This window comes from Fusobacteriaceae bacterium, assembly GCA_031272775.1.
Classification (GTDB): domain Bacteria; phylum Fusobacteriota; class Fusobacteriia; order Fusobacteriales; family Fusobacteriaceae; genus JAISST01.
This window is the reverse complement of sequence record JAISTB010000039.1, coordinates 83524-97168: the sequence shown is the minus strand read 5'-3', so window position 1 is coordinate 97168 and position 13645 is coordinate 83524. Positions and strand designations below refer to the sequence as shown.

Annotated in this window: 10 protein-coding genes; all 10 read right to left on the bottom strand. The window is 52.4% G+C overall.

What is annotated here, in order from left to right:
• Positions 1-435 precede the first annotated feature (435 nt).
• The 10 genes from LBQ97_09775 to LBQ97_09730 all read right to left on the bottom strand — a co-directional run bounded on the left by LBQ97_09775 (position 436) and on the right by LBQ97_09730 (position 13634).
• Positions 436-2034 carry an amidohydrolase gene (locus LBQ97_09775; protein ID MDR1832993.1) on the bottom strand — a complete coding sequence of 533 codons (1599 nt, stop codon included), beginning with the start codon at positions 2032-2034 and terminating at the stop codon, positions 436-438.
• A gap of 41 nt (positions 2035-2075) precedes the next feature.
• The gene (locus LBQ97_09770) at positions 2076-3692 is read right to left on the bottom strand and encodes an amidohydrolase (GenBank protein MDR1832992.1); all 1617 of its coding nucleotides are present in this window, start codon (positions 3690-3692) and stop codon (positions 2076-2078) included.
• Positions 3693-3702: 10 nt separating this feature from the next.
• The gene (locus LBQ97_09765) at positions 3703-4452 is read right to left on the bottom strand and encodes a dipeptide/oligopeptide/nickel ABC transporter ATP-binding protein (GenBank protein ID MDR1832991.1); all 750 of its coding nucleotides are present in this window, start codon (positions 4450-4452) and stop codon (positions 3703-3705) included.
• 10 nt (positions 4453-4462) lie between these two features.
• A complete protein-coding gene (locus tag LBQ97_09760) occupies positions 4463-5209 on the bottom strand; it encodes an ATP-binding cassette domain-containing protein (GenBank protein ID MDR1832990.1) in 747 nt (248 codons plus the stop codon).
• Complete coding sequence (locus LBQ97_09755) at positions 5209-5982, bottom strand: ABC transporter permease (protein MDR1832989.1); 774 nt, start codon at positions 5980-5982, stop codon at positions 5209-5211. The genes LBQ97_09760 and LBQ97_09755 overlap by 1 nt, the downstream gene beginning before the upstream one ends.
• Complete coding sequence (locus LBQ97_09750) at positions 5982-6896, bottom strand: ABC transporter permease (GenBank protein MDR1832988.1); 915 nt, start codon at positions 6894-6896, stop codon at positions 5982-5984. The genes LBQ97_09755 and LBQ97_09750 overlap by 1 nt, the downstream gene beginning before the upstream one ends.
• A 30-nt stretch (positions 6897-6926) precedes the next feature.
• Positions 6927-8423 (bottom strand): ABC transporter substrate-binding protein, encoded by a 1497-nt coding sequence (locus LBQ97_09745; GenBank protein ID MDR1832987.1) that lies wholly within the window; start codon positions 8421-8423, stop codon positions 6927-6929.
• A gap of 154 nt (positions 8424-8577) precedes the next feature.
• A complete protein-coding gene (locus LBQ97_09740) occupies positions 8578-9090 on the bottom strand; it encodes a toxin-antitoxin system YwqK family antitoxin (GenBank protein MDR1832986.1) in 513 nt (170 codons plus the stop codon).
• A complete protein-coding gene (locus LBQ97_09735) occupies positions 9087-10871 on the bottom strand; it encodes a hypothetical protein (GenBank protein MDR1832985.1) in 1785 nt (594 codons plus the stop codon). The genes LBQ97_09740 and LBQ97_09735 overlap by 4 nt, the downstream gene beginning before the upstream one ends.
• Before the next feature lie 18 nt (positions 10872-10889).
• On the bottom strand, positions 10890-13634 hold the full coding sequence (locus LBQ97_09730) for a DEAD/DEAH box helicase (GenBank protein MDR1832984.1): 2745 nt from the start codon (positions 13632-13634) through the stop codon (positions 10890-10892).
• Positions 13635-13645 lie beyond the last annotated feature (11 nt).

The window sequence follows — 13645 nt, the reverse complement described above, 5'->3', positions numbered from 1 at the left end:
ATTATGAATTTAAGCTTCATGGCAAGCCCCCTGAATCAAGACAAATTCAGAACGAAAATTCGACACTTTTAAATATTTTATTGGATTACTCAGAAATTGTCAAGAAATCAATTTGTATACATATATAGAATATATATTATTATCATGACTTTGATATATGATATCTATGCAATATTGAAAAAATTGCAATTTGGGGATATAAAATCAGCCTCGGCTGTTGTGCGGGGCGTATGCTATGCTCCCATACGTATCAGGCGCACAGACTTTTGGTTTGACCATAAACAACAAAGCCTTCCGGAGATATTCCGGAAGGCTTTATTCTATGACTTTTTGCCCGTACACAAAGCCGGATTTTACTTTCCAGCCGCCACATTCTCAATAATCCGTATAATCAGCGCCTTGGCCCGCTCCATGCCTCCAAGGGCGTCACCGCAGCTAGCGGGTAAACACAATTCTTCCGCCGACCATAGTCATTTCGACCCGGACATCCCTGATCCGGGTTTTTTCGATCGTAAAAATATCGTCGGACAATACGGCAAAATCGGCGTAGTATCCCGGCAACAGTCGTCCTTTGACGCTTTCCTCAAAGGAGATCCGGGCGCCCGCCAACGTATAGGCGTCAACGGCTTCTTCCACCGACAAGCCCTCTTCCGGACGGAAGCCGCCCGCGGCGTCGGCGGAATCCTGACGATTGACGGCGCAGTGGATGCCCGTCATCACGTCGAAGGGCGCGATGGGCCCGTCGGAGCCGAAGCACAGCGGAATGCCGTTTTTCAGCATGGTTTTGTAGGGAGAGGCGTAAGAAGCGAGCTCCTCACCGACTTTTTCCGCAAGACCTGAGGCGTTGCGCCGCAAGTTGACCGGCTGCACAAGAACCGGAACGCGCCCCGTCGCAAGCCTTCGCAGCTGATCGGGTCGCGGCAGGGCCGCGTGGATGATCCCGTGGCGAAGGGGATTATTTTCCCCGCCGTTTACGGATTCAATGGCGTCAAGCACGTTTTCTATGCCCTGATCGCCAATAGCGTGGGCCACGCACTGAAGCCCATGGGCCGAGGCCTCCCGGAAGAAGGCCTTCAGCGCCTCGGGCCCCGTGACCGCCTGCCCGCGGGTCGTCGGATCGTCGGCGTAAGGTCGGCTCAAAAGGGCCGTCCGTCCGCCCAGAGAACCGTCGGCAAAGAGCTTGACGGGCCCGTAACGGTTGAAGGCGGGATTTCCCGAGCGGTCATAGCCGGAAGCGAGCCTTTTTTTCAGCGTTTCGAGATCATAAAAGGAAATCTGGTGATTGACCCGGATCGTGGGATTGTTGCGGGCGTACATGTGATAGCCGCCCTCGACGGCCTTGGCGTCGGGGTAGCCCAGATAGAGATCGTTGGTGGAAACGGAAGTTATGCCCGCCGCGTTGGCCAGAGCGGCTATCTTTTGCAGGTTTTGCCAGATTTGCATCCGGGAATAGGGTTCATTGATCAGGTATTTGACCTGATTGACCGCCGTCTCATAGAGAATGCCGTTGCAACGGCCGTCGGCGTCGTAACCGAGACGACCGCCCGCTTCCACCGGAAAATCGGGACCCAGTTTCAGCGTTTCCACCGCCTTGCTGTTGACCGCCGCCACATGACCGCAGTTTCTCGTGAGAATCACGGGAATTTCCGTTGAGATCCGATCGAGGTCACGCCGGTTGAGCAGCCTTTTTTCCCCGATGAAACGGTCGTGGTTCCAACCTCTACCCACGAGGACGCTTTTTTCGGGATGAGCCGCCAGCCAATCCCGACAGCGGGCGATGACCTCGTCAATTGACGAAGCGCCCGAGACATTGGCCCGTTCGAGGAAAAACCAGCAGTGGAGCAAATGCAGGTGACTATCGTTAAAACCGGGAACGACGGTTCTTCCTTTGAGATCCACGACTTCGCCCCGCCCCTGGGACAACGCCTCTTCACGGGTTCCGACGGCCGTCACAAGGCCGTTTTCGACACAAAGGGCAGACGCGAATCTGCCCGGGTTCAAGTATATTTTTCCGTTCACAAAGATTTTTTTCAAGCCCGACTCCCCCGATTTCCGCTTTTTTTCCGTCGCGCCCTTCAGTTTTTGGGGGCGGTATAGACAATATTTCCCCCGACGACGGTCATGTCCGCCCGGATGTCTTTGATGGCCTCCGCGGCGACCGTAAAAATGTCCGCCGAGAGAACCACAAGGTCCGCGTAATAACCGGGCAGCAGTTTTCCTTTGACGCCTTCGGCAAATGTCGTAAAGGCGCTTTCCGTCGTGTAGGCAGCCACGGCGTCTTCGACGCTCACCCGTTCGGCGGGATACCAGCCTCCGGCGGGAAGGCCCTTCAGATCCTGCCGGTTTACGGCGCAATGGATGCAATGAAAGGGATTGAAGGGTTCCACGGGCGAATCGCTGCCATAACCCGCGTGTATGCCTGAATCAAGCATGGTCCGGAACGCGTAGGACGTCGAGGCCAATACTTTGCCGACCCGATCCTCCGCCATATGGAGATCATAGTGCAGGAAAACGGGCTGCACGGCCACGGGGATCCTGAGTCGCGCGATCCGCTCAAGCTGGGCCGGATCCGTGATCTGCACGTGAATCATGCCGTGGCGGAGCGGGTTTTCGCCGCCTTCGGTCAGATTCTCATAGGCGTCCATGATCCGGTCCAAAGCGAGGTTTCCGATGCCGTGGATCATACATTGAATCTGATTTTCATCTGCTATTTTCGTATATTCGGCGATCTCGGCAGGCGTCAGGACCGCGACTCCCGAAGTCGAGGGATCGTCATGATAAGGCGCCCGCAACAGGGCCGTCCGGGCCCCGAGGGAGCCGTCGGCAAAGAGTTTCAGCGGCCCGTAGCGGTGAAAAGCCGGATTTCCCGATTTGTCATAACCGCTCGCGATCCGCTCCCGGAATTTTGCCGGACTTTCAAAGGACATCTGATGGTTGATCCGAAGCGTCGGATCCCGCTTTTCGTAGAGCAAAAAGCCCGCTTCAATGGCTTCTCCGGTAGGGGAACCCACGGTGATGTCGTTGGTGGAAACGGACGTTATCCCCTGGGCGTTGGCCACGGCCGCGATGTCCTTGAGAACGGCGCAGACGCTTTCCCCGGTCAGGGGCTCCGCCAAAAGACCGGCGACCTGCCCCGCCGCGGTCTCAAACAAAAGACCGTTGGCGCGTCCGTTGGTCACGCCAACTTCTCCGCCCGACGCGACCACAAAGGATCCGCCGATATCCAGCATTTCCATGGCTTTGGAATTGACCGCGGCCACGTGTCCGCAGGCCCGGGTCAGGATAATCGGGATATCCGTCGCGATCCGATCGAGGTCGTCCCGGGTCAGCAGTCTGTTCTCATCGGTAAAATAGTCCTGATTCCAGCCCCGGCCGCTGATGAGCCGGATTTCCGGATGTTTTGCCCGAAACGCCCGACATACGGCGATGACGTCGGCGATGGACGTCAGTCCGTACAGTTCTGCCTGACGCAAGGCGAAGCCGCATTTGAGCAAGTGCATATGGCTGTCGTTGAAGCCCGGTACGACGGTCTTACCCCGCAAATCGAGAACCGTCGCGGCGTTTCCCGCTTCCGCCTCCGCTTCGGGGCCGATCTTGCTTACGAGTCCGTCCTCAATGCAGAGGGCCGTCACAAAATGCCCCCGTTCCGTGAAAATTTTTCCGTTTTTCAATACTGTCTTCCCCGTCTTCATCTGTTCCTCCTCATGGTATCACAAGTCCGCCCAGGAAGTACTTTCCGTAGGCGCTTTGCGGATTTTTAAAAAATTCCTCCGTTTTCCGGATTTCCTGCACTTCACCCTTGTAGAGCAGCAGCACCCGGTCCGAAATATGATAGACGACGCCCAGGTCATGGGAGATGAAAATAATCGTCGTGTTGTTTTCTCTGTTGAATTTGGTGAGCAGCGAGAGGATCTGGTTTTGAATCGACATGTCGAGGGAGGCCACGGGTTCGTCGCAGACCACCAGCTTAGGATTGACAATCATGGCGGCGCCGATCCCCACCCGCTGGCGCTGCCCGCCCGAGAGCTCGCTGGGGTATTTGTCCTTGTATTTTTCCTCGAGCCAGACCTCTTTCATGATGTTGTCGACCTTTTCCCTGAGGATATCGGGGTCTGTGATCCCGATGCCCCGCAGGGGTTCCGACAGGATGTTCTTCACCTTCATGGCCGGATTGAGGGAGCTGTAGGGATCCTGGAAAATCATCTGGATATCGCCGATACTGCTCTCGGCGAGGGGTTTTCCCATGAAAATCACCTCTCCCGACGTCGGCCGGCTGATCTTCAGCAATATCCTTCCGATCGTGGATTTACCGGCGCCCGACTCGCCCACGACAGACAGGATCTCCCCCTGTTCCACGGTAAAAGAGACGTCGTTCAGGACCGTTTTCCGCTCCCGGGTAAAATTGTCCTCGACGATATAATCTTTTCTCAGGTTTCTGACATCCAAAAACACGGAATCCTCCCTATCTGTCCCTTGTCCAGAGGCTGTTGGCGAAGCCGATGATCCGCTGGGCATAGGGATGGGTTTGATGCCGGAACAGCTCCTCGCAGGTGTTTTCTTCGACGATTTCCCCCTTGTACATCACATAGACCCGGTCGGCGAAATTGGTGATAGACGAGAGGTCGTGGGTGATGAAAAGGATCGTGACGCCCGTTTCCCGCCGGATATTCTTGAAAAGGTTGATGACTTCCATTTTTGTCCTGAGGTCGAGGGCCGTCGTCACCTCGTCGGCGATCAGGAGCTCGGGATCTGAAATAAGTGCCCCCGCGATGGCCACCCGCTGCCGTTCGCCGCCGCTGGATTCATGGGGATATTTCTTGAGAAATTTTTCGATATGCTGAATGCCCACCTTTTCCAGAAGCGGGATGACTTTATGCTTCCAGTTGCCGGCATCGCCGAAATGAGACTGGTACAGGCGTTTCAGCTGTGAGCCGATTTTGACCGTGGGATTCAGGGAAGTAAAAGAATTCTGGAACACGGCGCCGACTTTTTCCGTTTTGCAGAAATGGTCAAAGGACACGACGCTGCGCTCAGGGAGGATGCCCAAGATAAATTTGGACGTCAATGTCTTGCCGCTCCCCGATTCCCCTACGAGAGCCACGACTTCGTCCCGGTCAATCCTGAGATCAATGTGCTTCAACAGATCGACGTTGTCGATGGAAACGTTGAGATTCCGGATATCCAGTTCCGTCTTGCCTGCTCTCGTCATCAGAACCGCTCCCCGCCTTTTCGCAACTTGTTCATATGATAGACCGTAAAGATGATGGCCAGACCCGGCGCTATGGTAAAGAGCGGGTTGGACAGAAAATAGGACTGGGACTGGTTCAGCATATTGCCCCAGGTCGGATAGGGGGGCTGGATGCCCAAGCCCAGGTAGCCGAGACCCGCCTCGGTCAGGATGGCCCCGGCGAAACCGGTCGTAAAGTTGATTAAAATAGGCTTCGTGATATTCGGGAGGATATGGTAAAAGAGGATACGCAGTTGAGAAATCCCGTAAGTACGGGCAGCCACGACGTATTCCATGTGCTTTTCCTTTTTGACGAGGCCCCTCACGAGATTGATGCAGCGGGCCACATACATGAGAAAAATGGCCGTGATCATGGAGCTGAAGCCCGCTTTCAAGACGACGATGACTCCCAGCGCGATGAGGATCGAGGGAATCGCGATCAAAACCTCCATGAAAAACACGATGACCGAATCAATCCGTTTGCCGTAATAGCCCGCCAAACCTCCGATAATGGTCCCCGCCACCGTGGATACCGCCACGGAGACAAAGCTGATCGAGAGACTGAAAAAAGAGGCCAGCACAAGACGGCTGAAAATATCCCGCCCGAGATTGTCATAACCCAGTATCCCGTCGAGGGACGGCTTGGCCAGAATTTTCTCCTGACTCATGGCGTAGGGGTCCTTGTAAAACCAGGCGCAGAAGAGAATCGCCAGAAAAATCACAGCCCAGAACAAAAGCTTTTTTCTCCGTTCCATCACGCCTCCTCCCGCAGTCTCGGGTCGATCAAGACCGAAACCACGTCCACGAGAAAGTTCATGAGCACGAGCGCCACCGACGTATAGAAAATCAGACCCTGTATCAGCGGAATATCGCGGTTGACCACGGAAGTGATCAAAAGCCTGCCGATGCCGGGAATCGAAAAAATCTGCTCCACAATAATTGTTCCGGTGATGAGGTCAATGATCATGATCCCGATCAACGGAATAACGGACAATATGGAGTTTTTGAAAATATAAAGGTTCAGCCATTTCATTTGAAGACCGTTCACAAAGAGATACTTGATGTACTCCTCCCGCATTTCTTTTTCGAGATTGCTCTTGATGTGGCTCGTGATCACGCCGATCTTGGGGATGGCGATCACAAAACAAGGGAGCAGCAGGGACTTGAAGGACCTGTCGTAACCGATCCGCAAAACCCTCAAGATCACCCCCAGCGTAAACATGGAGATGATGCCGAGCCAGAAGGAGGGTATGGAAATAAACACGCCCAGAACAAAATCGCCGATTTTCCGGATGTGTTTATTTTTGATTTTGTAGAGCAAAAACGACAGGGGCACTGAGGCGAGAAATACCATCAACAGAGATACAAGCGATATTTCAAGCGTCAGCGGCAATCGCCTCGCGATGAGCTCCACGACAGGCTCTCCGTATTTGAAGGAATTTCCGAAATCAAAGGAAAGCACCCCTTTGATCCACACGAAATACCGCAGAAAAAAAGGCTTGTTGAGGCCGAGGCTTTCCCTCAACGCGGCGACTTCCTCGGGCGCCGCGTCCACACCCAGTATGGCAGCCGCCGGATCTCCCGGCAGCAGGTCGAGCAGCAAAAACGATAATGTCCCGATCAGCAATACGGAAAATACCACCTTCGCAAAACGTTTCAAATAGTACATGGCGTTACTCTCCCTTTACGGAACGAACGTTCAGTCTTCGATGATCAGTTTTGAATAGTCAACGAAGGGAATCGGGTAAATTACATAGCCCTTGATTCCTTTTTGCACGGCGATCATCGTGCCGGGATCGGTGATGAACACCGAGACAAAGTCGTCCCGCAGGATTTCCTGGGCCTTTTTGTACATGGCGATCCGGGCCGCGTCGTCTACGGTGACTTTGGCGGTCTTGATGAGCTTGTCGTATTCGGGATTCTCATAGTTGACCATGTTGCGCTCATAATCGGACGTATAGCGCCGCAAAACGGCGTCGGGGTCCAGTTTTCCGCTGAAGCCGATGATCGTGGCCTCAAAGTTGCGCTTGGCGTAGACGTCGTCCAGCCATGTGGCCCACTCGATGGTCTCGATCTGCATGACGACGCCGATTTCCTTCAACTGCTCCACGATGACCTGGGCCGTATTCACGTGATAGGCGTAATTGCTCGGTACCCGTACCGTAAATTTGAGATTTTCATAGCCCGCTTCCTTCAACAGGGCCTTTGCCCGGGCCGGATCCACTTTCTGGCCGATATCGCCCACATAGACGTCCTTCATGACCGGGCTCATGTTCGTTTCCAGCGGAATGCCCTGCCCGCCCATGATCTCAATGAGTTTTTTCTTGTCAATGGCGAGGTTGATGGCCTCCCGGACCCGTTTGTCGGAAAATGGTTTGAATTTGTGGTTCAAAGCCAGCAGCTGCACGAGATTCTGGGGGCCGTTGACGATTTCTTGATTTTTCAGTTCCCCGAGGCGTTTTGCGTCCACGCCCGAGGCCAGAAGATTGATTTCCCCCGAAAGCAACTTCAAAAAGCGGATTTCCGCGTCGGGCGTCACGACGAGCTCAACACGCGTCACCTGCGGCTTTTCGCCCCAATAGTCATCAAAGCGCTCCAAAACCAGTCCGTATTCGCGCTCATATTCACTGATCTTGTAGGGACCGGTGCCGATAGCCTTTTTATCGAGGTTGCCCGCGTTTTCATCGGGCACGATGCCCTCGATCATCGCGTAAATAAACGATACGTTGGGTTGTTTCAGCACAATACTGATCTCATCTTCGCTTTTCACGACGATTTTGTCCACGAGCTCAAATTCGACGCTGGCCATTTTCTCGCCGGTTCTGCCGGTCATGACGTTGAGCGAATATTCGACGTCCTTGATGTCCAGCGGATTGCCATTATGGAACTTGATCCCCTTCCGGATCTTGAACGTATAGGTAAGTCCGTCATCGGAAACCGTGTAGCTTTCGGCCACCGCAGGCTTTATGCCGCCCGTTTCCGACGGCTTTACGAGTCCTTCAAATACATTCCACGTCACTTCTTCCGACGCGCTCGAGACAATTTTGTAGGGATTCAGCCCGTCTATGTCCATATTCATCGTGCTTCTGATGACTTTTTCCTTTCCGGCCCCGAAGGTCGGGAAACTCAAGGTCGCCAACAAAATCAAAGCGAATAGTTTTACCGCCGTGTTGCCAAATATTCTCAGGTTCTTCATTCACAGCCTCCAATGGGATGGCGCTTGGATTTGTCATAAGCACACATCGGGAATAATGACTTATGGTAACATATTTTTCTTGATTTTTCAATGGTTTTCTTCATTTTTCCCTGATTTTTTCAAATATTTATCTTTTTGTATCCAAAAAACGACATCAATATTCTTTTGTCGCGGTTTTCACGCCGTTTTTCCAGGTGGTTTTCACTCGGATTTGCTTGTTTTCGTCGTATTCCTTGAAATCCCCGTCCAGCTTACCGTTGACATATTTGCCCTCGGATTTGACATTGCCGTTTTCGTAGTATTCGATGGCTTCCCCGTGCAGGGCGCCGCCCTTATACTGCTCTTTGGATTGGATTTTGCCCGAAATGTAATAGCGTTTCAGCATTCCGTCACGCTTTCCGGCCTTGGAAACAAATTCTTCCTGGGGCTTGCCGTTAAATTCGTAGAACGTCCGCGTCGCGCCGTCCACGAGGCCGTTCTTGTAGTCGACCTTCAATTTGACGGATTTCCCGTTTTTGAAATACTCCTCGGCGATCCCCGTAAAGGGCAGCCCCGTCGCTTTTACGACCATTTTTCCACCTTTTTCCTCGAGATTGGCAAAGGGCTCCGTCTTGGCAAAAGTCAGCATTGCCACAGCCAGGCAACATGCCAGCAAAACTTTTTTCATGCGTTTTCCTCCTTTTCATAGATATAATACCCATACTCCCGGAAAATGTCGAGCACTTCCGGAAGTCTGTTTTTCTTCACGAGCATGTTGTATTCCTCGGCGCGCAGAACCAGATCTTTCAGACGTTTTTCCTTCATGATGATGTCGATGACGGCGCGATCGTTTTTCAGTTTGATCACGACGTAGTCGTTTTCGATGGAAAGAGCGCCGGCCTTGGCCCGGAGATCCTCAAAAAATGCCGTCCACACGGGACTCAGATCGCCCGAAACCTTTTCGCGGAAATCTTTGATTTTTTCCTCCAGCTGTCCCCGGGAAGCGACCCCTTTCATGAACTGCTCGGCGGTCAGCTTGAATTTCCCCGGAGAGATCTTTTGCGCGATCTTTTCGAGAAACATGCTGGCCACCGGCGTGTCGCCGATCACCGAGATATAGAGCCTGTCGTCGTCAAGAACGACTTCCGCCTCCTCCATGTCAAAGTTGAAGTTGTAGTCGTCGGTCTTGCCGAAAACGTATTTTCCGAGGTTGGTGAGCTTCACGTAGCGCAGGCCGTCGTATTTGCTCAGGTAGCGGTTTTTCAGGTACAGGGCCTGATTGTCGCTGGGATAGTCGTAGTAGAGCTCAAAGAGGCCGAACGTTCCGAGGATGAAGAACACGCTCTTGACGAGGGGTTTGACCACATAGTCGAGGTATTTTTCATAGTTGGGAATCTTCGTGCGCTCGTAATTGGCTTCGTTGATATAAATATAGTCGTAAGCGTCCCTGACGTCGATAAGCTCGATAAATTCGTCGCGGTAGAGGATGGTCTTGATGATGTTGTCGGCGCTGACGATCATATTTTCGTCCATCTCGTCGATGAGTCCCCGGATCGTCGCGAGACATTGGGCGATTTCCTCCTTTGAGTTCCAGATGTTGCGCGTCCCCTTGAGAAAATTGAGATAGAGGGAGGTATAGCGGAATTTGTCTTCATGATCCATGAGTTCGCAGGAAAAGAAATCCTCCGTGACGCCCTTGATGTTTTCGTGATTGAAATACTCAGGATTCCGGTATTTTCCCTTCATCAGGCAAAAGAAGAGGCCGATGATCTCCGTCTTCAGAAAATCCAGATCCCGGGAGTCGCTGTAATACTCGCTGATATTGCAGTACTTGCGCATATTGGTCTTGGATTCCTTCAGGATCTTTCCGGAATCCGAGAGGTTGACGCCGGTCTGGGTATAATAATCGAGATAAATTCTCAAGTTTTGCAGGAATTCCTTCTCATTGTTGTGTACTAATGTAATCTGTAATTCTTTCTGATGCACCAGGTTGTATTCTTCCGGCTTGTCCATAAACTTGCGGAACATGCGCAGAATGTCGTAGTCGATGTAGAGGAACTCACCTTTTTTGCTGTCTTTGTCGATCTTGAAAAAGAGATATTCCTCCCGGAGTTCCCGGTTCAGCGTATAGTTTTCGGACTCGACAAAAAATTCCTCCCGGATTTCCGGCGCGATGAAATAGGGACCCGACCAGGCGACGGCCGTAAAGACCTCCCTGACCCTGTCCGGAAGCGTGTCGTAAATGGCGTGGAACGTCTCTTCCTTTGTGAAAATCTGTTCCATAAAATCGAGAAAAGTTTCTTTGTTGCCCTTTTCCCCGATCAGGATCGTTTCCACGATGCTGAGATTGTCTCCGATATAGCCGTCGGAGATCCAGTCCAGATAATATTTTTTATAGAGTTTGAGCAGCGTTTCCCGGGAATAGAAGTCGTTCAAAGCCTTCCGGAAACGCTCGAGGGAAATTCCCATCCTGTTATCACCCGCCGTTTAATCGCCCAGGATAAATTCAATGTCCGTTTCGGTCAGGAATTTCATGGACGTGTTGTCTTCGGAAATGAGGCTGTCCAGCAGCTCGCTTTTCTTTTCCTGTAATTTGAGGATCTTTTCCTCGATGGAGTCCTTGAGAATCAGCTTGTAGGAAAAGACCGTCCTGTCCTGCCCGAGCCGGTAGGCCCGGTCGATGGCCTGATTTTCCGCGGTTTTGTTCCACCAGGGATCGTAGATAAAGATCGTGTCGGCGGCGGTCAGGTTGAGGCCTACGCCGCCGGTTTTGAGCGTCATCACAAAGACCTTGCATTTTTTGTCCAGCTGGAATTTGTTGACGAGATCCTGCCGGTCCTTGGTGTTTCCGCTCATGGAAAGATGCTTGATCCCGGCTTTGCCGAGATCGTTGCAGATATTGTTGATGGATGTGATATAGTTTGTAAACACGAGCACCTTGTGTCCGTTTTCCACGGCGTCGATCACGTTGTGGATCAGGACCTCCCGCTTGCTGGAGATCACGTTGACGCTCTTGTTTTCCGGGCAGCTGGCGATCTGGCGCAGCTCGTTCAGGGCCTGGAGAATGAAAAAATGACTTTTTCCCAGGCCGTTTTCCCGGATCTGGTTTTTCACCTGATTGTAGTAATAGAGCCGGCGCTCGTCGTAGAGCCTTTTTTGCCCCGCGTTCATCTCGATGTACATGGTCTTTTCGATCTTGTCCGGCAGATCCTTCAGCACTTCTTTTTTGACGCGCCGGAGGATGAAGGGATAGATCTTTTTTTTCAGTTCCTGAATCGCTTCCTTGTCGTTGTATTTTTGGATCGGCTCGGCGTAAAAGGCGTTGAAGTCTTCATAAGAGCCGAACATGGCCGGATTGAGGAAGCGGAACAGCGAATAAAGCTCGCTCAGATTGTTCTCGATGGGCGTCCCCGAAAGGGCCAGCCGGTTTTCCGCGTTGAGCAGCATGATGGCCCGGGTCGTCTGGGCGTTGACGTTCTTGATGTTCTGGGACTCGTCTAAAATGATAAGGTCAAAGCTCAGGTCCTTCAGCTTTTCGACGTCGTTCCGGATCGTCCCGTAAGTCGTCAGCGTCACGTCGTTTTCGTCGATGATGTCCAGGGTCCGGTTGATCCCGTAGTAGACGCCGATCGTGAGTTTGGGGCTGAAGCGCCGGATTTCGTTGTCCCAGTTGTAAATGAGGCTCTTGGGCATGACGACGAGGGAGTGGCGGCCCGGTTCTTCGTGGAGCTTGGTCAGGAGCGCGATGGCCTGAAGGGTCTTTCCCAGGCCCATATCGTCGGCGAGACAACCGCCGAGGTTGTTCGTCAGCAAATAGTGCAGCCATTTGAAGCCGTAGACTTGATATTCCCGCAGCGTCGCCGAAATATCCGGAAAACGGACGTCATAGTCCCGGAGACTGTTGATGCCAAGGAAGAACTCCTTGCTTTTCTTCATGCGGGACTCGAGGATTTTGTCCTCCAGCATGCTTTCGATCAGGGGATAGTCGAAAAACGAGAGTTTTGTGTCCTTCTGCCCGTTTTTGAAGATTCGTTCGAGTTTTTCAATATATTTTTTGTTGAGAATCGCGTTGGTCCCGTCGCTCAAAGACACATAAGACGTGCCGTTGCGATAGGAGGAAATTACGTCGAGGATCGAGAATTTTTCCCCTTCGATCTCGAGCTCGAGTTTGCCGCCGTCGAGATAGTCGATGGATTCCCCGAAGGAACCGACGATTTTGGGCTTTACGGGGCGGATATTGTATTTTTTCAGGCGGTCCGTACCTTCGATCTTGTAGACCGAAGCGAATTGCAGCAGGTCCTTCATGACGAATTCCTTGGCCAGCTTTTCCTGCATGATGATCAGGGACTCGTCGACAAAGAATCCCGCCCTGACCTTGACCTCTTTCTGCCGCTTGATGAGGACTTTCGTGATCTCGTCAATCAAATCATGGATTCCCGTGAGGTCCACGACGGCGATATTGATTTTTTTCTCCATGTCGTTGACGATGGCGACTTTGGTGATTTTGTTACTTGCGATAAACGTGTAATCTAAAGAAGAAACCGAAAGATCGATCTTCAGATAGAGGCTCTTATCCCGGGCGATTTTTTCGATCAGGAGCGTGAGCTCCGGCTTCAGCGGCAAATCCTGAATCACCTGATAATCGAGGTAATCGAAGGAAAGCCCCGGGAAGAACTGCATGGTCAACGTGAGAAAGGTCTCGAGGTTCGCCTTCGCGATCCGGCAGCTGACTTCGTCCAGCGAATGGAAGCCGTCCCCCTCCACGTCGAGTAGAAATATCCGGTTTCCGACGATGGCGATCTCATCGTCGATGATGTGCGGATTTTTGTACTGGTCGTTGATCAGGATCTCCGAGACCAGCTCGTTTTCATTGTCTTCGGCTTCGCTGATGACCAGCGACAGCGTGTTTCCCTCCTCTTCCACAAGGATCGGGTCATAATTTTCGTCCACAAAGTTGTCGAGACCGGTCAGATAATCGAGGATCCCCGTATTGTCGTCGAGGCAGTAGTCTCCCTCGGTTCGTTCCCCCCAACCCGCGAAAAAGACCTCTTTCCGGAAGTTCCCGAGCTCTTCAAGGACAAGGGTCGCCTTCTCGTCGTAGCGGCCTTGAGGCAGGTCGGAAAGATCGAGCTTGTTTTTTTCCGCGTCAAAAGGGAGAACGTAGTATTTTTCCCCTTCGGGCTTCAAAACAAACCAGACCGTATCGTATCTTGTTGGGTTTTGCTTTGCCATCCTGTTCCCTC